The sequence below is a fragment of the Ralstonia sp. SA306 genome (assembly GCF_054792405.1).
Window position 1 is genome coordinate 1,736,245 of record NZ_CP096452.1, and the last position, 26,276, is coordinate 1,762,520.

The window sequence follows — 26,276 nt, forward strand, 5'->3', positions numbered from 1 at the left end:
TTCGGAGCAAGCGTCATGCGTTCGGGCGGGGGCACCCGGCGCTGCTGCGAATCCTTATGCTGAAGCGGTAGCGACATTGCGTACGTCGCCTGTCACGCTTCTTACGGCGTGATCGAGCCCACAACGCCACAGCCAGCCCGCATGAAGGTCAATCACACCAGCGCTTCCCACAGTGCAGCAGTGCCAACCAGCAGCGCCCCCAGCACCTCTGGTGCACCCGCTATCGGCGCACTGGATCGTCGGCGTAGAGCGCCTGCCGATGCCCCCGATATGCCGCCGCCTCGCAGGCAACGGCTGAGTACGGCAACCGCTTCTGGAAAGCCGGAATTCCGCCGCGTTCAACTCGCCAGCGTTACCGCACCGGCCCGCAATGCTGCGGGCACTTCGGCTGCCACCGACGCCACCGAGCCCCTGCTGGACAATCGTCCGACATTGGAAAAAATGGGCATCGAGCACCCGTTGTTGGGGCACTCGTGGTACGGCGATCCTCCGGACAAAGCCCGTACCGCCGGCAAGCAGCCGGTCGTCCACGAGCGCGGCACGGGCCAGACAAGCCAGACTGCCAGCGGCCCCCAACTGACGCCGTCTCAAGAGGCCGCCATTGAGCATGCCCGGTCGCAGGTGCGCAGTACCCTGCAAGGGCCACTGACCAAGCTGCAGCAGGCGCTGGACAGAAATCTCGATTTGGAGATCGTCAAGTTCCCGATCAAGAAGGTGGACTGGGCGCTTGCGCCGCTGCTGATGGCGGCGGAAAACGCGCGGAATCCGGGGCTGAACCTCGTTGCCCTGCACATGGACACGGCAGAAGCCGGGTTCGATGACGACGAAGACGATCTGCCACCCCTGGTGAATTCACACAACTTCGGGGCCTTTATCGAGTCAGCGCCACCCGGGCGATACAGGGCCATCGTCAATGACGGCCCGCACACCAGAGCGGCCGATATCCGAAAAGACGCGCAAGGAACGACCGTGATCGTGGTCGACCCCTTACGCAAGGAAGAAGACGAAGCCGAGTACGATCAGTACGCAGACAACGTCAGCAGTGAAGCGGGTGAGCACGCCAAGTGTGCGTTCATCCCAGTGGACTTGCAGAAGTCTGCCTTTGGCTGCCGGATCTTCTCGATGTCGCTGGCCTTGAAAATGCACGCGCGCGAAGGCGACTTTTCGGCGTTGCATGATGCGTTGCGATCCGGGACAGACCCGACGCCGTTGGTGTCACGCGCAAAGACAACAGAAGAACTGGGTGCGTTGCTTGTGTTGGACGGGGCACCGCTGATCGACGCCAGGATGATGAAGCACAGCCATGCCGGCAGTTCGGTCGAGCGCTACGTTGCAAGTCATCCGGATCAGTCGATGACACCCGTCAACAAGCGCAACGAGACCCTGCAGAGCAGAACGAGCCGGCATCTTACGGAACGCGAGGTTCTGGCACGCGTAGACCCCAACGCAACCATGCCGGTCGCTCCGACGAAAACAGCACGATTGAGTACTTCGATCGAGCACAAGCGTATTTCGATGATCGGCCGTGCGATCGCCTATCTGGATGGAGCACCACCACAAGCCGTGGCAAATATGGCGCATCTCGTGTCGCGCGCCAGCCGGGAACTGGCGAAGCAATAGGGCCGGCCGGAGAAGGCTTTCTCAGCCCCGGTTATGCCTTCGACGCCATCGACTTGCTGAAGTAACGGGCACAGCCGAAGGCCATCAAGACCCCGCGACGAGCGGGCCGGCATGCATGCGTCAGGCTGCCAGCTTCACGTTCGGGGCGAGGCTCTGCGGCTGCTCGCCTGCCGGCTGGACGGTCAACTGATAGCCGCGCGAGTAGACCGTCTTGAGTTCAACGCCGGTCGCTGGGCCGAAGCCCAGCTTCTTGCGCAGCTTGTAGATGTGCTGTTCGATCGAGCGCTCTGCAACGCTGGCTTCTGTACCCCATACCGCAGAGGCGATCTGCTGGCGTGACAGAAACGCCCCAGACGAAGAGAACAACAGCCAAGCCGTGGCGAATTCGCGAGCGGTCAGACGAATCGGTTCGTCGTGCAATGTCACCGTGCGGGTCAGCCGACATAGACGGTAGGGCCCGGCCACCACCTGCGTATCGAGGGCGACCTGCGTCGACTTGCCGGCCCCGCGCAGGATGCGCCGAACGCGCGCACACAACTCCTCGGCGGTGAAGTGGCCGGAAATGATGTCGTCGATGCCGGCATCGAAAACGCCAAGCATCTCGTGGCGGCCGGCAAAGTCGCCAAACACCAACGTTGGCCGGCACATATTGGCGTTGGCGTTGCGCTCGCGCCCAGCAAGCAACAGTCGGGCGGCCGTGCTGAACTGCTGCGCATCAATCATCAGCAACGCGAAGGCCTCGGTGTGCCCGGTGCGCATCAGGGCCAATGCGTCGTCGAATCGCACGCACGTCACGCCCTGTGCTGACAGGCAAGCCGCTACATAAGCAAAGCTCGCTGGGTTGGTGGTGAGTACGGCAAATTTCATGGCAAAGCACCCCGACGGCGCGGGGTCGATCAACACGTCTACCCCGCTTGTTATGTTTCGCAACAGCATAGCGTTCACAGTGTGTTCATCCATCGCTATGACTAGCGATGCGGCGACCGGGGGCGACCGACCGCGCACAATCAGCGGCGGCACAGGTGACGCGGTCCGCAGGTAATGCGGTCGACACCACGCAGGGTCGGCCCGTGACATCGTTCAGGATGCGAAATCCGTGATCACCGTCACGCCGGTGCCTTCAAACCGGTTCATGTTCGTCAATGCCTCGATCGAGGCGCTGAGGCTGATTTCCCTGCGGACCATTCGCCCTGGCTGCAGCTTGCCCGTGCGGATCATGTCGAGCATGGGGCCATAGCGATGGGCCTGCATGCCGTGGCTGCCCAGAATCTCCAACTCATGCGCGATCACTTTGCTCATGGGCACTGCGGGTGTCGTGTGATCACCCAGCATCAGGCCGACCTGCACATGCTTGCCGCGCCGGCGCAGATTGCTGATCGAGTTGAAGCATGTGGTCGGATGGCCCAGCGCATCGAGCGAAACATGCGCGCCCCCTTGCGTGATGGCCTTCACCGCCTCAACCACATCCGACTCACGCGATGCGTTGACCGTGGCGACGGCCCCCAACGCACGCGCCAGCTCCAGCGCGCTGTCTGAAATGTCGATGGCCACGACATTCGCGCCGATGGCGTTGGCAATCATGATGGCCGACAGGCCCACGCCGCCGCATCCATGCACCGCAACCCATTGGCCGGCAGTGGTCTTGCCCTGGTCGACAACGGCACGAAACGCCGTCACGAAGCGGCAACCGAGGCTCGCCGCCGTGGTGAAGTCCAGGTCATCGGGCAAGCGCACGAGGTTCAGGTCGGCATAGCCAATGCCGACGTATTCAGCAAACGAACCCCAGTGCGTAAAGCCTGGCTGGAACTGTTGTTCGCACACCTGTTGGTGCCCCGCGTGGCATTCGGGGCAGTGACCACAGCCGGCCACGAACGGCACCGTCACCCGGTCACCCACCCTCCAGCGCGTCACATCCGCACCGACCGCCGAAACAACGCCGGCCAGCTCGTGACCGGGCACGTGCGGAAGCTCGATGTCCGCGTCGTGGCCCATCCAACCGTGCCAGTCGCTGCGGCACACGCCGCTGGCCATCACCTGCACGACCACGCCATCCGTTGCCGGAGTCGGGTCGGGAACGTTCATGTGCTTTGGCGCGGCGCCGAAGGCTTCGTAGACTATGGCTTTCATGATTTCAACGCAGAGCGGATGAGCGTTGCAATATAAGCCGCAGTCGTCGAAAGTATCTTTCTATTTTGAGAGCGTTTCTGGAGTCTTTCGAAGCGCTCTTTCTGATTCCGACACGCCGTGGAAAGGAGATTTCATGGAAGCACTGGACACCATCGATCTGGGCCTTTTGGATCAACTCCAGCAGGATGGACGCGTCTCAAACGCCAAGCTGGCGGAGCGCTTTTCCTTGAGTGAAGCGTCATGCTGGCGGCGGCTCAAGCGCCTGGATGATGCCGGCCTCATCGAGGGCTATCACGCGGCGCTCGACCGGCGCAAGCTCGGGCTCGGCGTGATGGTCTACGTGCAGATCATGTGCACCCAACACACCGAGGAGGTCACGGCGGAGTTCGAAAGGCTCATCCTGGCAAGCCCCAACATCCTGGCCTGCGACAACACAACCGGCGAAGCCGACTACCTGCTCCAGGTGGTCGCCAACGATCTGGACGACTACAGCCGCTTCGTGGAAAAGGTCCTGAGAAAACTGCCCGGTGTGTTTGGCATACGCTCGAATATTTCGCTTCGTCAGGTGAAGTCGACCAAGCGGTTGCCGATTGTTTGAGGCGGGCCAGCCCTGCACTTAACGCTGGGGCACAGCATCAGCTAGCCGGTCTTGGGCGATGGCCTGCCCATGAACCGGCGCAACGTCACCAGATCAACGTCTTTTCAGAACAAGCGATTTGAGGATGTTTGAAATTCGCGCAACGTAACCGTTGCCGGCGCGGCACAGATGGCCACGCGCGCGTGCATTACTTCAGCGATCCGCCAGCTTCAAGCGCGGCAAGGCCGATCGCACTGCGTGACTCCACGCCAATCTTTTTCATGATGTGCCCCACGTGGGTGCGCACCGTCCAGTAACTCATGTTCAGGGCCAGGGCGATCTGCTTGTCTGACATGCCCTTGAGCATGAGGTGGCAGACCTCCCCTTCGCGCACGGTCACGCCAAACTGCTGCTGGAACCAGGCCGATGAGCCCACGCCCCGTGCGACAAGGTGAATCCGGCAACCGTGCCCAGAGCCATCGTGGGCAGCCAGTCGCTCCACGCAAAAGCCGAAGCCTTTCCACTGCCCGTGGCGTGATCCGTTGGCCGCCTCTGTCAATTGCTGATAGAGCGCGTCACGCTCTTCCATGCAAAGCCCAATCATGATGGCGCGCGCCTTTGCGTTGGGCAGGGGCGGTGACTTGCCGTCCAGCATGAATGTGGGCACATGCGCCCCGGCATCAGCAGCAGCGCCGACTTCCCCCACTTCCTGTATGACGCGAAGCTGATGCGCATTCAGCAGATGCGGCTTCAAGAGGCTCAACAGCAATGTCTCTCGATCACCGAAACGCTTGTTTGGATCGCTGGTGCTGAACCGATAGTCCAGCAGCATCCCGTTGGCATCTGGCAGGCGCAGGCTGATGCCCGGATACGCCTTGTGCCGACAGAGAAAATCTGTGAAGTACTCAGACTTGCCCCATTCAGAGCGGCAGATCTTCCGCTCGATCACGACAGGTTCAAAGCTGCCCGTCAGGCACTGCGCAATCGAGTCGACCCCATGGAAGTACTGCTGATACTCACCGCGCATGGCCTGGTCTCGGCCCCACAGCGCGCTTGGCCGTGTCTGATGCCTACCGTCGTGCCCCCACTGGATATGCGCCGCAAGATCGAAATGCAGGAGTGACCCCAGCTTCTCGGCCACTTCCGGACGGTCGAGAACGCTGCTGCTCGATGCCTCATGCAAATGCCCGGTGATATCGAGCAGTGCGCGCAGTTCAGCTGTGGAGAGGTCCATCGATCGCTTGGGCGGCTCGCCACTGGTGTTGAGTCTGAAAATTCATCGTGGGGCTCCAGGCGCGCCAATCAATACAAATACAAACAGGTATATCGGCACAACGGCCCAGCCCTATAGCTGGTGCACTTGAGATTGGCCCAACCGCGTAACGCACGTGCACCGCACTGACCATCGCTATCCATAGCGATGGTTGCAGGCCGCCCGATTTTGCGATAGTGCGCCTGACGAAGGCTGGCTGCCGCGGCTGCGAGCCGTCATCACCGGCAACTGCCTGCCTTCAGTCAGGTTGCACCGTGCTTTTCAAAGAGGAACCCGCATGCCAGCGCGAACACCACCGTCGACCAGTCCGCCAGACATATGCAGTCCTGGCCTTCCATCGACCGCCATGGTTGCGCGCTGGGATGCTGCTGCCACATCGCTGGCCGTCATCTTTCTGGACACATCGCTGCTCAACGACTCCACTTGGCTGCCTTCACAGCCCACGCTGCAGCCGATGGCGCTGGAAGACGTGCAGCAGATGCTGAGCGGCGCATTGAAATCGCTTGAGCCGGCCAGCGGCATGGAGCCCAGCCCATCGCTCAACACGCTGGAGCCCAAGCCCCTCACCCCGCGCCAGTGCGACATTCTTAAAGAGGTGGCCTGCGGCCGGTCGAACTCCGAGATTGCAGAACGCCTGCATATCAGCGTCGAGACGGTCAAAACACACATGCGCCAACTGCTCGTGCGAATGGGTGCACGCAACCGCACAGAGCTGGCCACGATCTACCAACGCACGCGCTAAGGCGCGCCAAGCGCCACCTGTATGGCGCGACGTTTCGCGTGCGATCCGTTTTGATGTGGAGCACAGCGCGGCCGCTGACGCTTAGTCCGGCCTGCTGGCAGGGTCATCACATGGCCGATTGCCGCATGTGACTCCATTGGGCGCTGCCCGAGCACCCAACGCGCGCCGATTCAACCAACACTGCCTGCACTGCGAGTGCACGCACCATGCGCGCACCCTTCGGGCTCGACGGTTGGTTCGGCAACTTTGCGATGTGGCGCTACATCAGCGCGCCAGCGTCGCAACCTCCGCAGCACTCAATGCACCCGCCTGAACGCGGAAGCCCTGAATGCGCCCGTTGAACGATGGATGCGCCCAATTGCGGCCCAGGAAGGTGACCTGATCCCCCACCTGGCGCGGCGACAGCAGCATGTCGTCGTTCTTCCCCACCTCCGTGCCGTCAACGTAGAGGCGGCAGGTGTTGCCCTGCAGCGTGACCGCCACATGGACCCAGCGGCGAATCGGCAGAGGCCACGGCGCTTCCACAACCTGCGCATCATTGAACGTTGCGCCAAAGATCATGAAACGCAGCACGCCTGAGCCGGACTGCGGCGCGATGGCCATGGCTGCATTCGCGTCCTGCCCTGCGAAGAACATGCAGCTATCCCAATGCAGCCCATTCGCGTAGGCCCAGAAAGAAATGCTGAAGTCGTCGAGGTCTGCAAACAACCCCGACGGCAACTGCAGGCCTGCCTTCTGGCCGTCGAATGCGATGGCCTTGTCGTTGACGCGCCCGTCGCCCCAGGTTGCGCCGTCCAGCAGCGTGCCCTGCACCAAGGCCGTGGTGCCGGCGGCGGTCAGCACCGCGCCGACCGTGCCGGTGCCGTTCGGGTCGTTCAGCGGCAATGACAGGCGCGTCTCTCCCGGCACCGCAATGCGTGCCACGTTCGAGCCCGTGTTCGGGGCACCGTTGCCCTGGGCGCTGATCTGATAGAACCAGACGCCGTTGGGCGGGGTATCGCTGTAGGTGAGCAGCTCGCTGGCCGAGACCGTGCCCAGCAGGCTGAAGGGGCCGTTGGCCTGGCTGGCGCGCTTGACCGCATACGAGGTGGCGCCCACGCTGCCCCACCACGACAGCACGACGCGGTTGCCGCGCAAATGGGCCGTGAGCCCAGACGGCGGCTTCATCGGCCCGGCATAGGGCGAGAGACGCTGCGTGAGCGTGGGGTACATCACGTCGTCGCTGCTGCCGCCGTAGTTCGGCTCGCACCACGTCACCATGCGCGCGACGTTGGGCGCCGCCAGCCCCATACGATTGACGTAGTGGTTGTAGATGGGCTCCCACGCGTTGCGGCGGTGCTGGAACGACTGGTTCACCTCCGTCCACGGTGCCGGGTGCGGGGCGGTGGGGTTCTGCTCGCGCGCATAGGGCATCGCGTAGGGCTTGCCGTTCTCGTCCAGCAGGTTCGATCGCGCCACGTACTCGGCCGCCGAGAGGAAGCGGTTGTTATAGAGCCCGTAGAGATCGTCGCCCTGGTTCCAGGCCATCTCCATCAAGTCCCCACCCAGCGACATGCCCAACGTGGAGTGGCCCTGGTCGCGGCCGCTTTCTTCCCACTGCCCGAAATGGCCCGGGTGCATGTAGTACACGCCGTGCACGATCGAGCCGTTGCCGAAATTGCGCAGCTTGCCGCGGTTGTTGCCCGCATAGCAGTCGTAGGCCAGCCGGTACAGATCCGGCTGATCGCAGAACACGCCGATGGCCATGGCGCCTGCCATCGAGGCCATGTCCCAGTTGGCATGCGAGCCGATGCGCCCGTCGCTGAGGAAGTTCGAACAGATTGGCGCGAAGACGTTGAGCAGCATGTCCTGAAAGCGCTTCAGGCTTGCGGGTGCCCAGCCGGGGTACGTGCGCAGGACTTCGCCAATCTGCGCCAACTGGTGGCCTTGTATGCCGGCCAGGATGATGAAGGTGTGGTCGTCATGGGCAGTCGAGCCCGGCGGCACCGTTCCGATCACCTTCAAGGTGTTCGCCCAAGCGTCCAGGAACTCCACTGCCTTGTCGGCATAGCGGTTGTCTTGCGGGTCAGACAACTTCCAGTGCAGCACCAGAGACCACGCGCGCCAGATGTCGACGTACAGGTTGTTCTTGCTGCCATCGGCCCGGTAAACGGCTGGCAGCGGGAAGGGCTTGGTGTCGAGCGTGCCGAAGCGATCGACGCCAAGCGTGTTCCACCAGTTCGTCCACGGCTGATCGCCAGCCTTGATATGCGCGCGGATGCGGGTGAAGGCGTCTTCAGTCACCAGCAGGGCCGGGTGGCGGAAGACGCCACTCTCATACGCCGACGCAGCCGTGGCAGGTGCTGGTTTGGCAGGGGCGGTCGGGACGGTCGGAGCCGCGCCGCCTGTCTTCTCTTGCGGCTGGCCTAGCCCCGCAGCGGAGGCGTCTTCGACACCGCCGCCGCACCCCGGCAAAAACGGCAACAGGGGGAACAGCCCCAGACCCAATGACAGCGCTCGACGCACAGGATTAGGCACCGCGCCGACGCTGGCGCGTTCCACGGACTTTTTCATCATGTATTGACCCGACCATCTTTTTTTAATGGCGCAACCGTAGGTCAGCGCGCGAAGGCGCGTCAACGCAAATGGCCAAACGGTGAGAATTGTTGAGTGTTCGGACGCAATGCGCTGCTGGCTTTGCGGATCGATTCGTTCGGCCGTGTGATTTTCAACACCGCCTTGAACACGGAAATCCTGACAGGCCCGGTTCGACTCTCCGAGGCCAACGTTCCATCCTCCAAGGTTGGCGTTTCACCCTCCGAGGCTAGCGTTTCACCCTCCGAGGCTAGCGTTTCACCCTCCGAGGCTGGCGTTTCACCCTCCGAGGCTGGCGTTTCACCCTCCGAGGCTGGCGTTCCACCCTCCGAGACTGACGTTCCACCCTCCGACACTGACGTTCCACCCTCCGACACTGACGTTCCAACCTCCGACACTGACATTCCACCCTCCGAGGCTGGCGTTTCACCCTCTGAGAGCGACGTTCCACCCTCTGAGGCTGGCGCCCAGCTCTCAAAGCTCCGACTAATTGGACCTCGGACATTGGCGCTTCGCCCTCTGGGGCTGGCAGTCGACAGTTTTAGCTTGGCAGTCGACCCTCTGACCTCGGCACGCGAGTGTTTGAGCTCGAAAATTTGAATGTCTGCGAGCGGCGCTTGGGTGTTGGCGCTCGGCGTTTTGGCCTCAGACCGTGGCGGTCGGGCCTTTGGGTGTCGTGCTCGGCCAGTTGGGCGGCACATAGAGGGCTGGGCGTTGTGCCCTGGCCTGGCGCCCCCGCCCGTCGCGGGTTCGCTTTTACTGCTGTTTTTTTATTTCTGCTTGTTCGCACGTGCCAGCACGTGCAGGACTTCCCACCGGTACAAGTCCACTGTCACACCATCCAGCGAGGTCAGCATGAAGGCACCAATCGCATCGAGAAACCCGGCCTGGTATTCAAGAGCCTTGTCCTTGACGCGAATCTGATACTCCAAGCGCAACGTCTGGGGGTTGAACTGCCGCTGCACCTTCATGTTCATCTGCGTGCGCCGCAGATAATCCCGCGCGCTCAGCGCGCCTTGCGAATACAGGATTTCGTCTTCAAGGCTCATTGGGCACCCCCTGACGGAGGACGCTGCACGATGCCGGGAAGGTGACAGATTGCGGGGCGACGCCCGCGTGGGATGGGTACAGCTTGGGTCGGTTGATCCATTGTCTTGCCTCTGGTTGAGTGAGGAGCCACCCACCTGGGAGGGTGGGCGGGCACACGACAAGGTCTGCAATACCGACGTTACTACCAAGACGGCAGGGCCGAAGCCCTCCCTGCCGAGGCCCGCCCGTATAGGCGAACGACGACAGCGGTAGAAACTTGAGTTTCTTCCGGGTAGTGACGTGCGAGATTGCAGTCTCGGCTGCGGTTGTTGCCGCAGCGGGGGGGAGTTTAGCGGGGGGAGTAGTCCAATAGCAAGTAAGAGGCCATTGTGAGAGCAAATTGACTTAAGCCCGATCCATCACCGCGCGGCCCCATTCACTGGGACTAGCTATCCGCGCTAAAACGCGGGCTATCCTTTCATCGCCCCTCTATTCCACCATCTCACTCCCACGCGTCGATAGCGTTCTCGAAACTGAACCAATTGAAATCCACCACATTCCAGCATTCACAGTGCTATTCTGATTTTATAATTTCAGACACCTTATTAGCAGCCTCGATCAGAATAGAGTCTCTAGAGAAGACTCGATTGCAAAAATCAACCTGCTGCAATATCCAATCACGTCTTTTCGGCGAGATCTTTCCATTCTTATTTACGACGAAAATCGTAGCACTAAACAAAGTAGAGTATGGATGTGGCGTTGGCCTCCAAGTTCTATTCGTCGTTTCATACTTGATAACCTTTGCCAAAACGTCGTATATCTCACTATATAGAGCTTCCGCCCCAACATTGGAAACCTCGAGCTTCTTAGTCAACAAAGAAGCAAGAGTGGTCCACGGAAATGGGTGCTCCTCAATTGCGACAGCATGTCTAGCATACTGAATCGCGACATCAATATTATTCGACTGCGTCAAAAGCGCTCGTTGTTCCCAGTATCTCGAATTCCACTGCCAAGCTTCCCGAGCTTGGCTAAAGAATGCGTCTGCATGAGTCCCTAGAAGGGGCCGGGCGACTTGTTCAGCACTGAAGAGCCTTGCGGCCAACTTTGCCTCAGGAGTTCTATCAATCGTTGCGCGCCTATTAACGTAGGGTGACAAAGCGTTTGCCAACATCGAGAAAATCTCGAGCAACAGCGATTGCTTCTCTCTTGAAAGCATGTGAAGAAGCCTATCAGCTATTACAGGATTCAGAGGCAGAACATAATCCCCATCGTCAGCATATGCCAGAGGCAAAGGACAATCCATTTTAAGTTGATTGCTTAGTCCGCTGTTATGAAATGAATTCTCCAGAATTGGATGAAAAATCCCCCCTGCATAGCAGTGCTCGGCAAGGGCGGCAATTGCGTAACTTCGCCTATCACTTTCTTTAGCATCATTCCAGAGTGAACGTAGAATTGCCTCAAGCGGCTTGAAATTGTTGAGGGCACGGCAAGTTGCAATTGCAACGGGATCACGAGCTAACTGACTCGCGAATTTTCTAGGATAGCGAACGGCATCCGATGCACCCAGCAACCCTGCACGCCGCAACTTCTCGATCAAGCGCTCATATAAGTCAGCAGACCACCCCCCTATGGAGCAATACTCGATATCGAAATCACCAATCAGTCTGTCGATATGATCTCGCCTATAATCTCTATCCGCTGACAATATTACGATTGGCTTTGGTGGATTTAATGTTGCGAGCAGCGACCGCACAGACGGCGAGTGATCTGCAAGGCCATCAATTATCAAAACAGCAGGCCTATTTATCAGAGAAAGAACCCGCGCGGAGTTTTCGTAATCAAAAACCGAGTTGACCCCCAAACACAAAACCGCAAATCCATCTTTAGACAAGTCATATCCAATTCTTCTAATTGTCGTAGTCTTCCCGCTCCCGGGATCACAGTTCACGTTTACTATTTTTACCTTAGAAGTATCGGAATTTAGCCAATTCCTTACCCTTGCACCAATCGCCCTTTCATCATCCGTGGGCACATCCAGCGAAGATTCAAAATCTGACCACCTTGGGCATTTCCCAAAATAGAATGGCGAGACTTCTCCCTCAGAATTTTGAACAGCCGGCTTCACAAGCTCAAAGGACGAAAAAAAATTAATCTGATCTTCAGGCGATGGTTTTTTCAAGAAAACACCATCAAGCGACGGAATCGTCAACTGCGAAACTAGCGGCGGAGCGCCGAGTTCACTCGCCAACCAAGCCAAAAATTCTGAGAGCTTGGCTTTGACAAGAGTGAGTCCGTGTTGTTTACACACTAGCTCTGTTACTTTGTCAGGATAAGGCTCCACCAAGAACGATGGTCCTCTGTTAGTTCTCGCCGAAGCTTCCGTGCGACCAGCGAGATAATACTCAAGATCGGACTCGTTAAGACTTGTTCCAGCTATAATAAAGGGTTCGCTCGCCATTAACTCGGCCAGCACATGCATCCAAGCACTCATACCGCGCGTGGCCCTTCCATACTCCGTGGTGGAAAATACGTACCCCTTCTCGGGTTCCCTTGTAAAACCATGCAAATGAATCAGTGACAAGTACCCTTTATTGGGTTGTGTCTTGAACAAACTATCGTAATTCAGCGACTCTACCTTTTGCTTCGGCCGCTCCGTGGCCTCATATGCCGACTCAAGCGCATCATCAATATTAAATGTGAATATATTTCTCCATACATACGATGTGATTCTTTTAACCGTTTCACCCGGTTTGCAGCCCAGATAAGGCTGAGTTAGATGCTTATCAACCTCGCTAGGCTCGAGCAATAAGCTCACTCGCGACAAGCTCGTGGTGTCGGAAACTCCCTTCAGCTTGCACAAGCCCTTCGTTAGCTCCGTCGCTGATTTTAGATCAGAACCAAATCTGTCCTTGCTATCAAGAGATACACCACTGCCAAGCAAAAGATTGTACTGACCAGAAAACAAACCCTGCCGAAGCAAATCCAAATCAATTTTAGATAGCATAATTTAAATATATATTTATTTTTCGAAACAGCACCTGGCAATAAGTGGCACCAGAAAAATAAAGTTCTCAGCTAAAAAACCCTAACCCTTTGCTGCCGTGTAGCGGGAGCGCATTCACGCTGCACGCCCCACCTGCAACGTATACCGACACCCCTTCCAGTAATTGCTACACCCCCAAAACGCCCCGCTCTTCCCATTCCGCGCCACCAGCTTCACCCCGCAAGCCGGGCACGAAGGCGTGCGGTAATCCCCCTCAAACACCTTCGCCAGCAGCGCGGCCTGCTTCTCTTCGGCCAGCGCGCGAATGCGCTCAAGCACCGCCGGCCCGTCCAATAGCTGGATACCGGCAAGCCCGGAATACTCCTGCACCGGGTTGCCGACATAACCCGACAAAGACCAGAACACGCCCCGCTTGACCTTGTGCGCCAGCATGGAGCCGCCCAGCGCCCGCACCTGTTCCACCTTCACGGGCTTGGTCCACGCCTTGCACTGGACCACCGCCACGGGCGCGTCCTGGCCGGCCTTGTACAGCGTGGCGTCAATGCCGCCGTCTGCGCCGTGCGGCACCGTCTTCACCGCAAACCCCATCTGTTCGTAGTACTGCACGCACAGCAGCTCAAACCGCTTCCACTCAAGCGACTGGATGGCCTCCAGCGTCCAGCTCTGGGGCGTGGCGGGTTCTGCCGGTGTGGGGGCTTGCGGGGGTGTGGTGGTGTTGCGTGCGGGGTTGGGCGTGTTGCTGCCCGCGGCGTTGCGGGCGGGCTGGGGCGGTGCCTTCGGCGGGCGGGTGCGCCCAGTCGGTTCAGTGCGCGGGGGGCCGAGCCGGGCATCGGCCTGCTGGCTGCGCTCCCGCAGGTACGACAGCACGGCAAAGAAGGCGAGCAGCAGCGCGGGCATCCAGGCCAGCCCGCGCGCCAGCATTCCGAGGCCGCTCAAGATGGGGTTGGCCGCAAACGCGGCTGGGAGGATGTTGTGAAAAATCAGGTAACTGGCTGCCGAGCCAATCGCCAGCATCCACCACGGCAGCGCCAACAGCACATCGCTGGTGGATGCTTGTTTTCTCCTCCGCCCCATTTACCGCCCCCGGCCTAATGCTTCTAGATATTTAGGACTAGGCGCTTTCTCTGATAATCCGATTCAAATCAGGGCGCCGGTTTTTAATTGGGAAACAGCATAGGCGATGCATCGGGATTGCGCTGCCCCCGTTGGTGGGGTTTTCGGAGGTTTTTTTGGGTGGCGGTTGATAAAGATCGAAACTGGGGTGCTGATTTATGTTTGTCGAAAATCTGAATTAAGGATTGGGCATATCTGGGGTGCGGTGGCGCGTGGCGCTGCGTGGCTGCGGGTGCCGGTCCTTTTTGCACTTACTCAGGCAAAGACTCTCCGGTACGATTCGGCACCTATTTCCCATATCGTCATGGCTCTCACGCTCCATGAGAATCGCCTCCCTCTCCGATATTCACGGCAATCTGGCCGCGCTAGACGCAGTGCTGGAAGACATTCAAGCCCAGGGTGTCGATCTGATCGTGAACCTGGGCGATATTGCGTCTGGCCCGCTGCAACCGCGCGAAACGGTTGATCGGTTGATGGCACTGAACCTGCCAACCATCCGCGGCAATCATGAAAGGCAGGTTCTTGCGGGCGACCCGTCGCGCATGGGTGCGTCAGATCAATATGCGTTTGAGCAATTGCGGCCGGATCAGCTCGCGTGGTTTGCCAGCCTGCCCGTGCTTCGGTACATCAAAGACGATGTGCTGCTCGTTCACGGGTCTGCCCAGCACGACCAGACCTACTTTCTGGAATCGCTTTCTGAGAAAGGCTGCCGCGCAGCCACGCACGATGAAGTGCTCTCCCGTGCCGAAGATGCCGACGCGAAGCTCGTGCTGTGCGGCCACACCCATATGCCACGCGCGATGAAGCTGGTGGATGGCCGCTTTATCGTCAACCCGGGCAGTGTCGGCCTGCAGGCTTACAGCGATGCCTATCCGTTCGCCCACACGATTGAAACCGGCAGCCCGCATGCGCGCTATGCCATCGTCACTGAACAGGCAGGTGAATGGAGTGCGGAGTTCCGTGCGGTTGAATACGCGTGGGATGATGCGGCGGCGATTGCGGAGCGGCGGGGCAGGCCAGATTGGGCGGTTGCGTTGCGCACTGGCAGGGCAAAAGACTAAAGAAACTCGATATGCGCCTCTACCAAAAACTCCTTCTCGTATTCGGCGTTCTCGCCCTGCTTGCTGGCTGCAACCAGCAAACCATGCTCGAGAAGTTCGCCCCAAAAGAGGAATCCGCCATCGCTCAGCGCGCGCTTTCTGAGCTGATCGCCAAAGACTTCGGCTCGCTCGATAGCCAACTCGATCCCAGCCTCAAAACGGCTGACACGCGAGACACACTAGAAAAGATGGCCAATGCGTTTCCATCGGCCCAGCCCAAGAGCATCAGCCTCGTTGGCACACAGACCAACATGCGCAACGGCGTCACGACCTACAACCTGACCTACGAATACGAGTACCCCAACGCGTGGATGCTCACGAACGTCATGCTGCAAAGGAAGGATGCGCAGCTCCGGATTATCGGCATGCATGCCTATCCCGAAAAGCAGTCACTGCGTGAGACCAATGCCTTCAAGTTTGCAGGCAAGGGGTTCCTGCACTATTTCGTGCTCGGGCTGGTGATTGGCATCGCGTTGTTCCAGCTCTACGTACTGGTGCTCTGCTTCCGCACACCGATTGCCAAGCGTAAGTGGCTTTGGCTGCTGTTCGTTGCGCTCGGCATTACGAGGTTCTTCTTCAACTGGACGACCGGCGACCTCAGCTTCCAACTCTTTAACCTCGCCATCCCAGGCGTCGGCGCCTTTGCGGCTGGTCCGTATGCGCCGCTGATCTTGACCTTCAGCATTCCGGTTGGGGCGATTGTGTTCTTGCTGCGGCGGCGGGCGTTGGTTGCAGCGGGCCATGCGAGCTCAACAGATGGCGATCAAACGCCGGTCGCTCCCTCTGCGCAATAGCTGGGAACCGCCAACTGGATCAGCTTTTCCATCATCGAAATCTTCACGTCGTATGAGACGTACGCAGCGCCGTACGAGAAATACGAGAAGAAAAGAACCTCTACAGGACGCTGTATTCTCCAGCACCAGTTGTGGCTCTCTACGACACTGCCGTTATTCAATTCACGCACTCACCGAATGTTCAAACACACCGTCGCCGGAATTTTTGCTCTGAGCTGTTATCTGCCCTGCGTCGCAGCCCCTTCTACAGGATGGGCGCCGGTACCTGTCAAACCCAGTCTCGAGTACCTCATAGACTCCGTGCATCGGATCGGGACGCACGTTTATCTCATGCATAGAGGGACATCCGCCTTGGTCCAAGGCGCGATGAAATATCAGACTCCAATCGAGTTCGACTGCGACGGCCACGCTCTCCGTTTTGCATGGACGGACGGAACGCTGGATGGCAAGCCCCTTCCTCGGGCGTATGGGATACCCGGTCGTGCATCCGGCCGCTACACCGCTACAGGGTTCGTGCCGACGCAAAACATGCCCGGTGCAGAATCCATATTGAACTGGGCGTGCCAACTGCCCGTTAAACCAGAACGCTTGGTGAACCTTCGTCGCGTAGACAAAGGGACGCTGATTCAAATGGACGCCAGCAGCTTCTCTAAGACGGGCACCACGGCATCGTTCTGGACAAGGTACGACTACCCAAAGATCACCTTTGACCCACCGTACAACGCTCCATACGATTCGAAGCGTGAATTTGTTCGGGTGAATTGCGCCGCAAAAACGTATGGCATCACAGTTGGCTACGACTTCACTCCAGAAGGAGCCATCACTGACGGAATCGTCGAGCAGAGCGACCTGGCAACACCTTTCGACTCCACTGATGACTACGCCATTGCCATCAGCGAGGTGGCATGCGGCAAACCGATCGATCAGGCCACCTACGCGGGGATCGGTGGAGAAACGCTCCGTATGAAGGCGCCCCTACAGCGGGATCTTGATATGGGCGATGTCACGATTCCGCCCGCCGTCCTAGCGACAGCGGAGAAGCTGGCGTCGGTTATGCCTAAGCCGCAAACTGTGTCGCTTGCAAGAATCACTGTTGCGGCCAAGCGCAACGGACAACCTCAGGAGAGCAGCGTCTATGAGGTTGAACCAAAGAAAGACGGCACAACACGAGTACGCGAGATCTACAGCTCAGATTTCACCGTCGATCGGGAAATGATGGGTATCGTTCAGCTGAAGTCAAAAATGCGCTCCGCTTTCGCAAACAGCCGAGATGTCACCGTCACAGAGTCGCTGGAAGTGGATGCGCCGAAATGGGCTCCGGGGGCGCGGCTGTCATACCACGCAGACATGCGCACAATCCCCACTCAGGAAATTCCGAGCCGGGTCGGGCACCGTTGCACAATCGGCCAACCCATTGAGGCAAGCCGAATCCACTCGGCATTCAGTGGGCGGGCATGGCCAATGGATTGTCTGAACGACAAAGGCGATCGGAACGTCGACTACTACATCGAAGAGCTTCGCTATCTCGTTGCCATTCACGCCGAATCCAAGGACTACGGCACGTGGGATTACACCGTCAGCGACGTGTCAATACAACGCTAGCCAGCAAGACCGCCGCCGACTGTCACTGCACCGGAACCGGGAGGGGTTGTTCCCACGCCCGTCCCGGTGCCTTGGCCAGTTTGCAACAGCGAATGACCGAGCACATGGCTGGGGTGTGTCCCGTCACCCGACAAACTTATAATGTCGCCCGGCCACCCGCCTACGCCGCCACCGCCCGCCGCGCACAAAACTTGCGCCGCACACGCAGTGGTGCCGCCGCCGCACCATCACCCGGCCGAGCCCTTTTGCCCAACGCCATGCCCTACCGCTTCCGTCCGTTGTCTGTTTTGTGCGCTGCTGCCAGCATCGCCGCCGCTCTGGCTGCGTGCAGCTCTGCGCCCACGCCGCTCTATCAGCAGGAGCAGTTTGATGCGGCGGCAAGCCCCTATGCGCGCACCTTCCACGCCAAGTCTGATGCGACGTGCGAGGCGGCACGTCGGGCGCTGCTGAGCCAGGGCTATGTGTCGAGCTCACCCCGCCCCGACACGATCGACGGCAGCAAGAACTTCCAGCCGAGCAACGATTCGCACGTGGTGATCTCGTTCCACGTGGTGTGCGCAGAGGCCAATACCGAGGGCACGTCGAGCACGGCCTATGTGAACGCGGTGCAAGACCGCTACACGCTCAAGAAGACGAGCACGTCGGCAAGCGTGGGCTTGAGCATCCTGGGCTCGGTGTCGCTGCCCATCGGCTCGGGTGACGACTCGATGGTGAAGGTGGCAAGCGAGACGATTCCGGCCGGGGTGTTCTACGAGCGCTACTTCAACCTGGTCGACCACTTCCTGAAGATCGACCCCGCCCGCCATGACCGCAAGATCGCCAAGGCGGCGGAGAAGGAACACGTGGCCCCGCTGCCCGAGCCCGCTCCCACGCCGCAGGGCGAGCCGATGAAGATGACCACGCCGGTGGTGCCCACGCCGGCCGCGCCGCCTGTGCCGGTGGCGGCGCCGGCTTCGGCTCCGGCTGCTGCGCCCGCTTCCGCGCCTGCAGCGGCGCCTGTGGTTGCGCCGGCCTCGAAGGCCCCGGCTGAAGCTGCACCGGCATCGGCCCCTGCAGCCACGACCCCGGCGCCGAACACCGCGCCCGCGTCCGAACCGGCTGGTTCGACAACGGGCGGCGCAAGCTGAACGCGATGCACGCGTCGATTGCCGCTAGATAAAAAGAAAGCCGCCTTTGGGGCGGCTTTTTTGTTGGGGCGCTGTATTAGAGCGCTTCTGGCATCTGCGAGCTTTCCGGATCGGCACTCACGTCCACCGGCTCAGGCGCTCGTGCCTTGGCCTCGCGGGGGGTCACCTTGCCTTCACGTTCTGCGGCAAGCGCGTCCATTCCCTCTTTCAGTTCAGCAAACAGGTTTCGTTTCATGGCTACGAACTATACGTTTATTGCGTAGGGTTCCAGTTCGAGATCAAGGTGATCGCAAAGCTGCCCGAGCCGGCATGACGCATGCGTCAAACCTACGAGAAACAGTACCCGCCTCTGCCGTAGGAATGTGCGAGAGTGCAAGCCACGGCAACGGCATCCACGTCACATCACGGGCACGCGCAACCTGTGGAATGCCTCGACCGCACATGCCGATGCCCGCCCTTCAGGAGACATGCATGGTCAGCAAGAACACGATCTGTCTGTGGTACGACCGCGACGCGCTGGATGCGGCCAACTTCTACGCCAAGACCTTCCCAGACAGCAAAGTCACCGCTGTGCACCGCGCGCCCGGCAACTACCCCGCCGGCGAGGAGGGCGATGTGCTGACGGTGGAGTTCACCGTGGCGGGCATTCCGTGCCTGGGGCTGAACGGCGGCCCGCACGTCAAGCACAGCGATGCGTTTTCGTTCCAGATTGCGACAGACGACCAGGCCGAAACCGATCGGCTGTGGAACGCCATCGTCAGCAACGGTGGGCAGGAAAGCGCCTGCGGCTGGTGCAAAGACAAGTGGGGGCTGTCGTGGCAGATCACGCCGCGCGCGCTCACTGCGGCATTTACTGATCCGGATCGCGCAGCAGCCAAGCGCGCATTCGACGCGATGATGACGATGGGCAAAATCGACATTGCCACGATCGAGGCGGCGCGGCGCGGTTGAACCGAGCTGGCTAGTGAGGGGATCGGCGCGCCGATCAGCGTGCCGATGCAAAGCCAGTGCGTTTATGCCGTTAGACGAGCGCGCTCACTGCGCGACGGGGCGCGGCACCGACGCACGAAACCGATGCGCAAGCGTGTGATAGAACGACGGCGTGAGCGCCTTGGATACCTGGCTGGACAACAACGCCACGGCCATGAGCGGCAAGACCATCTCGTGGCCGTCGATCATCTCCATCACGATCACAAACGATGTGATGGGCGACTGCGTGACCGCCGCCAGATAGCCGACCATGCAGAGCGCGGCAAGGCTGGGCAGCGGTATCGCCGATGTCACCAGCGACATGACGTTGCCCAGCCCCGCGCCAATTGCCAGCGACGGCGCAAAAATGCCACCCGGAATGCCCGACAGGTACGACGCGATCAGCGCGCAGAACTTGAGCACCGCATAGAACGGCGAGAGGGCCTGATGGGTTTCCAGCAGGCCCCGCGCTTCTGCGTAACCGCTGCCGAACGTGGTGCCGCCTGAAACCAAGCCGATCAGTGCGATGGCGATACCGCACACGAAGGCAAACCACACCGGCTGCCCTTGTTTGATGTCAACCAGCCGCGCAGGCATCCAGCGAGGAATGTTGAGCAGCAGCCAGCAGAACGCACCGCCCGCCACACCCGAGAGGGCGCTCGCGGCAATCACCACAGGCACCAGCGCCAGATGAAACTGCCCAATGGCCTGGATGCGCCCGAAGTACAGGTAATTGCCTTGCAGGCCGAGGGCGACCACGCCGGAAAAAATGATGGCGGTGATGAGTGTGCCGCTGTTGCGGGCCACGAAACTGCGCGTCAGTTCTTCAATGGCAAACACGACGCCCGCCAGCGGCGTGTTGAACGCGGCCGCAAGCCCGGCCGCTGCGCCCGCCAGGGCGAGTTGCCGGTCGATGTGCTTGCTGCTTCGACGATAGCCCCGCCGCATGGCGTACATGAGCGATGCCCCGATCTGCACCGTGGGCCCCTCGCGGCCAATCGTAAAACCACAGAGGATGCCCAGGAACGAGACCACGATCTTGCCGAACATGATGCGCAGGGAGAGCAGCGCACTGGATAGCCGCCCGTCCTCCAGCGTCGCAATCACCTGCGGAATGCCACTGCCCTCGGCACCTCGAAAGAACTGGCGTGTCAGCCAGATGGCCAGTGCCGCACCAACCGGTGTAATGACGATCGGCAGCCAGAACGCGTGCGACACCATGCCTCGAAAAAGCTCGAAGCCCAAATCGATGAGCTTGGCGTAGGCGACGGATACCAGACCCACGAGAACGGCACCGAGCCAGAAGATGCCGTAGTTTGCCCAGAGTCTCCTGGCCCGACGCACTGATTGATCTGCGATGTGGAGAGGAGAAAACATGGGGCTGGGGTGTCGGGTCCGGGAAGCGGAGATTATAGGACCCGACGTGAGTTGGCCTCTTTGTGCGGCTTCGTCTTGCGGCCTCATCTTGCGACCGTGATCGCACGCGGCAGGCGGCGACGCCGCGTGATAGAGTCGACCGCCGTCCCCTCCCGGTTCGTGTAGCCCTATGTCGACATTCGCGCTTGTTCCCAAGCAAACGGCGTTGTTGGTCATGCACTATCAGACCGACATCATGGCGTTGTTTCCGGCCGTCGCACCCACGCTGCTCTCCAACACCCGCACGCTGTGCGACGCCGCGCGGGCCAAGGGCGTGAGCGTCTATTTTGCGAAGTTCCACTTCAGCCCCGGCTATCCGGAAGTCAGCCCGTTGAACAAGAACGGACAAGGCGTCAAGAAACTGGGGCTGTTCGTTGAAGACCGCATCTCGCCAGAACTCGGCCGGCAGCCTGATGAGGCGATCATCATCGCGCACCGCGCCAGCGTGTTCTACGGCACCGATCTGCAGGTGCGGTTATCCGCCAAGGGCATCGATACCTTGATCATGGTGGGCGTTGCGTCGACGGGCGTGATGCTGTCGTCCATTGCCCACGCGAGCGATGCGGACTACCGCCTGTTCACCGTGAAGGACTGCTGCTACGACCCGGACCCGATCGTGCACGACCATCTTTTTGCGACGGCGTTTGAATCGCGCACGACGGTGCTGTCGCTGGCAGATGCGTTGTCGCTGCTGGAGTAATCACAGCAGGGGCTCGGCGTGCCTCAGGCGCTGACCACCTTGTTCTTGCCGGCGCGCTTGGCCTGATACATGCCGCGGTCGGCGCGATGGATGGCCGCCATGGGCGGTTCGTCCTTGCCGACTTCCGCCACGCCGGCAGAGAAGGTGATGAACAGCCGCGTGTCGCCCGCCGCAAAGAAGCGCTGTGTGAGCGCCCGCTGCAGGCGGACGATGGTCTGCACGCCCTCCTCCAACGGCGTGTCCGGCATCAGGATCACGAATTCCTCGCCGCCAAAGCGGGCGAGCGTGTCTTGCGGGCGCATCGATTCGCGGGCCACCTGGGCCAGGTGCGACAGCGCATCGTCGCCAAAGCCGTGGCCGTGCGTGTCGTTGATCGACTTGAAGTCGTCGATGTCCAGGAACGCGATGGAGAGCGTGGTGTTCTGGCGCGCGGCCCGGGCAACCTCGCGCTCCAGCGCCTCTTCCAGACCCTTGCGATTGAGCGCACCGGTCAGCAGGTCGTGGCGGGCTGAAGCGGATGCCATGTCGAGTGCCTTGCGCAGTTGCGCCACTTCGGCAGCAGCCTCTTCGGCCTTGACCTTCATCGCCGACAGCACGTCGCGATTGCGGGCCGACTCCACCGACATCCAGCGGGTGGCCGACAGCGCGTCCTGAATGGCCGGCGCGATCTCTGCGATGCTGTTGGCCGATTCGATCTTCTTGGCGCAGGCTTCCATCTGGCGGTGATGCTCGCCCGAGGTTTCGGCGGCAACGGACAGGCGCTCCATGAAGGCGGCCAGCAGCCGCTTCATCTCTTCCTGGGCTTCGATCGACTTCGACTTCAGCGAACTTTGCTTCTGGATCACCTCCATGAGGCGACGCCGCAGGTCATCCAGCCGGCGCAGGCTCACGGGGGCCTCGCTGGCTTTCATCAGGGCTTCGATCTGGCCGCGCAGCCAGTGGTCGTCCAATGACAGCTCGCCGATGTTCTCGAACACCAGTTGCAGCAGGCCCAGCAGCGCCCGGCGAATCTCGCCCTGGTCTTCGGCCGCGAGCGACAGCCTGTGGTTGAACGTCGAGAGCTTGACGTTCAGGTTGGCAAGGCTTTCGAATTCGGAGCGGCAGGCCCGGATCAGCGCCCACGCGGCGGGGCCGATGCTGGCATCGTCTTCACCGAGCACCGGAAGGCAGCATTCCACCGTGCGCGCGAGTTGTTCGCACAACTCCCGCACCAGTGCCATCCGATCGGCGTCCTGAGCGTCTCCGTTTGCGTTTGGCTTGCTGCCGGCGATTTCGTAATAGATCGAGGCAAAGTTGTCTGGCGTGGGCGCCAACCTGCGTGAGGCCAGCAGCTTGAGGGCGTGCCGGGCGGTCTCCGAGGGATTGTTTTCTGTCATTCCGAACTACAGGTTGGCGAGCAGGATTGGAGCGCGATTCTCCACGGTTCCGGCCCGACCGAAAAGCCGTCCAAAGGGTTGTGTGGGCTTTGCGCTGCACGGCTAAAGCTCGCCAAATTGGGTGTCGCGGCAAGCATCTACGCGAAGAGCGTGACCCCGATTGGCAGGATCGCCGCGCATGGCGTTTCGCCGAGCGGGCGTGCGCCGCCAGCAATGACGCGCTGCACGGGGCGCCGATTATCCAAGCGTCTGGATATACCTCAGGAATGAAGGGGATTCGCCTCGCGCTCCGTAGAACCGGATGACACCCGACACGTCGCCGTACTGCTGCACCAGGCCTTCTGCAGCAGCACGGACGCGTCGAACCTCGGACACCTTCTTCAGGAAACACTCGACCAGGGTCGGGTCGAAATACCCGCCGCTCTGCTCGGCCAGCACATCCAGCGCGTGGGCTTCGGCCATCCCCTGGCGGTAGACGCGCGGCTCCAGCATGGCGTCAAAGGCATCAGCAATGGCGACGATGCGCGCAGCAAGCGGGACATCTTCCCCCGCCAGGCCACCGGGATAGCCGCTGCCGTCAAAATGCTCGTGATGATGGCGGGCAACGCTCGCTGCCAATTGCAGGATCGGATCGGGCATTCCGGCAAGCAGGTCGGCACCGATGTCCGAGTGCCGTTGCATGACCTCTTGCTCCGCGTCGGTCAGGGAGGCGGGCTTGAGCAGGACGTCATCCGGAATGCCCAGCTTGCCGATGTCGTGCACGGGCGCCACAAGATAGATGCGTCTTTGCTCGGCGTCGTCCAGCTCCAAAACGTTTGCCAGGTACGCCGCAACAGTGGCCGTCCGGACAAGATGGCCCAGAGCCGACGGATAGCGCGACCCGCCAGCAAGCGTCAGGCTGGCGAGGATGATGTGGGGCCGGCTTTGCTGTGCCATGGTGTTGACCTTCTTGGTAGCGCGCCTGCCAGCACGCAGTGAGGCTCGATGGAGGATTGCACGATAGTCAGCGCGCCAGTCGACCGCAACCACCTACGCGGGTCATTTTTGATCTACCCCGCCTGCAACCGCCGCCACAACGTCGTCTTGCTGATGCCCAATGCCGCACATACGGCGTCGCGATCGCCGTCGTGGGCTGCCAGTGCTGCGCGTATCTCTTCGGCTTCCACGCCCCGGCTGCGCTCGCGCAGCGTCAATACCGCCGCTTTGCCGGGCGTGGCGCGGGCAAACACTTCCGGTGCAATCAGCCGCAGCACATCTTGCGTGACGGCGCTGGCGTCTTCGGTGTAAGCCAGCTCCACGGCAATCCGTTCGACCACGCTCTGCAATTCGCGCACGTTGCCGGCCCAGGCGTAGCGCCGCAGCGGCTCGGCGACGCCGGCCAGCACGCGGGCAGCCTCCTCGGTATCGGCAATGCGCAGCAGCAGGCGCGGTTCGCGGCGCGCGGCTTGCACGAGCAGTTCAGCGGCCAGGGGCATCACGTCGTCGGGCCGTTCGCGCAGCGGGGGCAGCGCAATGCTGAGGATGTTGAGTCGGTAGTAAAGGTCCGCGCGGAAAGTGCCGGCTTCCACCGCGTCCGTCAGCGCGCGGTGCGTGGCGGCCATCACGCGGATATCGACGCGCGTGGGCTCGGTGGAGCCCAGCCGCACCACCTCGCGCTCCTGCAGCACGCGCAGCAGGCGGCTTTGCAGCGGCAGCGGCATCTCGCCGATTTCATCAAGAAACAGCGTGCCGCGGTGCGCGGCTTCAATCAGCCCGGTCTTGCCGCCCTTGCGTGCGCCAGTGAAAGCGCCCTCTTCGTAGCCGAACAGCTCACTCTCCAGCAGCGCCTCGGGAAATGCGCCGCAGTTGATGGCGACAAATGGAAAATCGCGCCGCGCGCTGAGCTGATGCATGCCCTGCGCGACCATCTCCTTGCCCGTGCCGGATTCGCCCAGCACGAGCACGGTGGCGTCGGATTTGGCATAGCGACGCACCAGCGTGCGCACGCGCTCCATCGGCAGCGATTCGCCCACCAGGTCTTCGAGACGGTAGCGCGCACTGAACTGCTGCGGGCGCTGGCGTGAACGCAGCGTGCGGTCCAGCCGCTCCACCGCGCGGGATTCCTGGAAGGTGAAGACCGTGCCTTCTGTCGCGCCGGCGCCGGTGCTCGTCAGCGGGCCACGGTGGATGACGTAGTTCACGCCCCGCACGGTGCCCAGCGTGTCGCCGTCGGCATCGGGCAGCAAGCCCAGCAGGCTGGGCGCGATGCTGAGCAGCGGTTGCCCGATTGCCTGTTTTGCCTCGATGCCCAGTGCAGTGGCCAGCCGCTGGTTGATGGCCTCCACGCGGCCCTGCGCATCCAGCGCGACCACACCGTCACGCAGATGCTGCAGCAGGTTGTCCAGCCGCTGGCGGCGCAGCGTTTCGCGGCGCGTGGCCTGCACGACTTCGAGCGCGGTATCGAATGCCGCACGCACGGAGTCACGCGAATACAGGAACACGGCGTTCATGCCCGCCTGCGTTGCCAGATCCGTCACCAAGCCGGGGCCGACCACCACGCCCACGCCACGGTCGCGCAGGTCCAGTACGCAGCTCTCCGCGCCCTGGCGCGAGGTGTACGAGGCAAACACCACATCCATGCCATAGGCGGCGACAAAGCGGCGCACCTCTTCGGGCGTGTCGCCGTGGGTGACGAGCGCCACCGATTCCGCATCGCGCCGGGCGCGGGCCAGCGCGTGCATCACATCAAAACCCGTCGGGTTGATGACGACCACGGGCAGCGACAGACGCGGCTTCAGATACGCGCCGTTGGACCCGCCCGCCACCACCACGTCGGGCCGCTCTGTGCCGGCGGCCTCGATCTCGCGCACGATGTCTTCAAAGCCGCGCGTGATGACGCGCAGCTCGGCGCGGTCGTTGTACTCGGCGGCAATGTCGAGAAAGAGATCGCTCAGGCGGCTGATACCGCAGGCCCAGATGCGGGGGCGGTCGGTCAGCTCGGGTGCAGTGGGGCTCATGGTGCGGTGCGGCCAGAAAAAACAGCGGTCTCGACATTATGCGCCGAGCGTTTCCAGATTGAAATTGAAAATTTCATTTCTGAAATGATGTGCGCGCGAGCGGTAAAGTCACATCCATACAAATCAAGGGGTTACGT

Annotated in this window: 21 protein-coding genes; 9 read left to right on the forward strand and 12 right to left on the reverse strand. The window is 60.9% G+C overall.

Annotated elements, in window-relative coordinates; all coding sequences use genetic code 11:
• Window positions 1-270 precede the first annotated feature (270 nt).
• Complete coding sequence (locus M1D44_RS24340) at window positions 271-1,620, forward strand: YopJ family acetyltransferase (RefSeq protein ID WP_316852631.1); 1,350 nt, start codon at window positions 271-273, stop codon at window positions 1,618-1,620.
• Between the two features lie 120 nt (window positions 1,621-1,740).
• Here M1D44_RS24340 and M1D44_RS24345 read toward each other — a convergent pair whose 3' ends face one another.
• Window positions 1,741-2,487 carry a winged helix-turn-helix transcriptional regulator gene (locus M1D44_RS24345; RefSeq protein ID WP_024978210.1) on the reverse strand — a complete coding sequence of 249 codons (747 nt, stop codon included), beginning with the start codon at window positions 2,485-2,487 and terminating at the stop codon, window positions 1,741-1,743.
• A gap of 213 nt (window positions 2,488-2,700) precedes the next feature.
• The gene (locus tag M1D44_RS24350) at window positions 2,701-3,747 is read right to left on the reverse strand and encodes a zinc-dependent alcohol dehydrogenase family protein (protein WP_316852632.1); all 1,047 of its coding nucleotides are present in this window, start codon (window positions 3,745-3,747) and stop codon (window positions 2,701-2,703) included.
• Window positions 3,748-3,880: 133 nt separating this feature from the next.
• Between M1D44_RS24350 and M1D44_RS24355 the strand changes: the two genes are divergently transcribed.
• Window positions 3,881-4,345, forward strand: coding sequence for an Lrp/AsnC family transcriptional regulator (locus tag M1D44_RS24355; protein ID WP_024978208.1), 465 nt, complete (start codon window positions 3,881-3,883; stop codon window positions 4,343-4,345).
• Between the two features lie 187 nt (window positions 4,346-4,532).
• On the opposite strand, the gene M1D44_RS24360 is transcribed toward M1D44_RS24355, so the two are convergent.
• The gene (locus M1D44_RS24360) at window positions 4,533-5,558 is read right to left on the reverse strand and encodes a response regulator transcription factor (protein WP_316852633.1); all 1,026 of its coding nucleotides are present in this window, start codon (window positions 5,556-5,558) and stop codon (window positions 4,533-4,535) included.
• 385 nt (window positions 5,559-5,943) lie between these two features.
• Here M1D44_RS24360 and M1D44_RS24365 point away from each other — a divergent pair, with 385 nt between their 5' ends.
• Entirely contained in the window at window positions 5,944-6,339 is a 396-nt protein-coding gene (locus M1D44_RS24365) for a helix-turn-helix domain-containing protein (protein ID WP_316852634.1), read from the forward strand.
• Between the two features lie 264 nt (window positions 6,340-6,603).
• Here M1D44_RS24365 and M1D44_RS24370 read toward each other — a convergent pair whose 3' ends face one another.
• From M1D44_RS24370 to M1D44_RS24385, 4 genes are all read right to left on the reverse strand, one after another.
• Window positions 6,604-8,895, reverse strand: a complete 2,292-nt coding sequence (locus tag M1D44_RS24370) for a LamG-like jellyroll fold domain-containing protein (protein ID WP_316852635.1) — start codon at window positions 8,893-8,895, stop codon at window positions 6,604-6,606.
• Between the two features lie 788 nt (window positions 8,896-9,683).
• Complete coding sequence (locus tag M1D44_RS24375) at window positions 9,684-9,962, reverse strand: hypothetical protein (protein ID WP_024978201.1); 279 nt, start codon at window positions 9,960-9,962, stop codon at window positions 9,684-9,686.
• Between the two features lie 554 nt (window positions 9,963-10,516).
• Entirely contained in the window at window positions 10,517-12,928 is a 2,412-nt protein-coding gene (locus tag M1D44_RS24380) for an SIR2 family protein (protein ID WP_316852636.1), read from the reverse strand.
• Between the two features lie 132 nt (window positions 12,929-13,060).
• On the reverse strand, window positions 13,061-14,020 hold the full coding sequence (locus tag M1D44_RS24385) for a restriction endonuclease (RefSeq protein ID WP_316852637.1): 960 nt from the start codon (window positions 14,018-14,020) through the stop codon (window positions 13,061-13,063).
• A gap of 359 nt (window positions 14,021-14,379) precedes the next feature.
• Between M1D44_RS24385 and M1D44_RS24390 the strand changes: the two genes are divergently transcribed.
• From M1D44_RS24390 to M1D44_RS24405, 4 genes are all read left to right on the forward strand, one after another.
• Window positions 14,380-15,120 carry a metallophosphoesterase family protein gene (locus tag M1D44_RS24390; protein ID WP_316852638.1) on the forward strand — a complete coding sequence of 247 codons (741 nt, stop codon included), beginning with the start codon at window positions 14,380-14,382 and terminating at the stop codon, window positions 15,118-15,120.
• Window positions 15,121-15,131: 11 nt separating this feature from the next.
• The gene (locus M1D44_RS24395) at window positions 15,132-15,953 is read left to right on the forward strand and encodes a hypothetical protein (protein ID WP_316852639.1); all 822 of its coding nucleotides are present in this window, start codon (window positions 15,132-15,134) and stop codon (window positions 15,951-15,953) included.
• Window positions 15,954-16,319: 366 nt separating this feature from the next.
• A complete protein-coding gene (locus M1D44_RS24400; RefSeq protein WP_316852640.1) occupies window positions 16,320-17,555 on the forward strand; it encodes a Rossmann-fold NAD(P)-binding domain-containing protein in 1,236 nt (411 codons plus the stop codon).
• 257 nt (window positions 17,556-17,812) lie between these two features.
• Window positions 17,813-18,682 (forward strand): DUF2242 domain-containing protein, encoded by an 870-nt coding sequence (locus tag M1D44_RS24405; RefSeq protein WP_316852641.1) that lies wholly within the window; start codon window positions 17,813-17,815, stop codon window positions 18,680-18,682.
• Between the two features lie 76 nt (window positions 18,683-18,758).
• On the opposite strand, the gene M1D44_RS24410 is transcribed toward M1D44_RS24405, so the two are convergent.
• A complete protein-coding gene (locus tag M1D44_RS24410; RefSeq protein WP_316852642.1) occupies window positions 18,759-18,917 on the reverse strand; it encodes a hypothetical protein in 159 nt (52 codons plus the stop codon).
• A 236-nt stretch (window positions 18,918-19,153) separates the two neighbouring features.
• On the opposite strand from M1D44_RS24410, the gene M1D44_RS24415 reads away from it, so the two are divergent.
• On the forward strand, window positions 19,154-19,633 hold the full coding sequence (locus tag M1D44_RS24415; protein WP_316852643.1) for a VOC family protein: 480 nt from the start codon (window positions 19,154-19,156) through the stop codon (window positions 19,631-19,633).
• Between the two features lie 84 nt (window positions 19,634-19,717).
• Here the strand turns inward: M1D44_RS24415 and M1D44_RS24420 are convergent, their stop codons facing one another.
• Window positions 19,718-21,028: a chloride channel protein gene (locus tag M1D44_RS24420; RefSeq protein WP_316683422.1), complete on the reverse strand. Its 1,311-nt coding sequence runs from the start codon at window positions 21,026-21,028 to the stop codon at window positions 19,718-19,720.
• A 169-nt stretch (window positions 21,029-21,197) separates the two neighbouring features.
• Between M1D44_RS24420 and M1D44_RS24425 the strand changes: the two genes are divergently transcribed.
• On the forward strand, window positions 21,198-21,767 hold the full coding sequence (locus M1D44_RS24425) for a cysteine hydrolase family protein (protein ID WP_316852644.1): 570 nt from the start codon (window positions 21,198-21,200) through the stop codon (window positions 21,765-21,767).
• 23 nt (window positions 21,768-21,790) lie between these two features.
• On the opposite strand, the gene M1D44_RS24430 is transcribed toward M1D44_RS24425, so the two are convergent.
• From M1D44_RS24430 to prpR, 3 genes are all read right to left on the reverse strand, one after another.
• Window positions 21,791-23,143, reverse strand: coding sequence for a GGDEF domain-containing protein (locus tag M1D44_RS24430; protein ID WP_112188702.1), 1,353 nt, complete (start codon window positions 23,141-23,143; stop codon window positions 21,791-21,793).
• Between the two features lie 237 nt (window positions 23,144-23,380).
• Window positions 23,381-24,079, reverse strand: coding sequence for an HD-GYP domain-containing protein (locus tag M1D44_RS24435; protein ID WP_316852645.1), 699 nt, complete (start codon window positions 24,077-24,079; stop codon window positions 23,381-23,383).
• A 113-nt stretch (window positions 24,080-24,192) separates the two neighbouring features.
• Window positions 24,193-26,139 (reverse strand): propionate catabolism operon regulatory protein PrpR, encoded by a 1,947-nt coding sequence (gene prpR, locus M1D44_RS24440; protein ID WP_024978189.1) that lies wholly within the window; start codon window positions 26,137-26,139, stop codon window positions 24,193-24,195.
• Window positions 26,140-26,276: the final 137 nt, after the last annotated feature.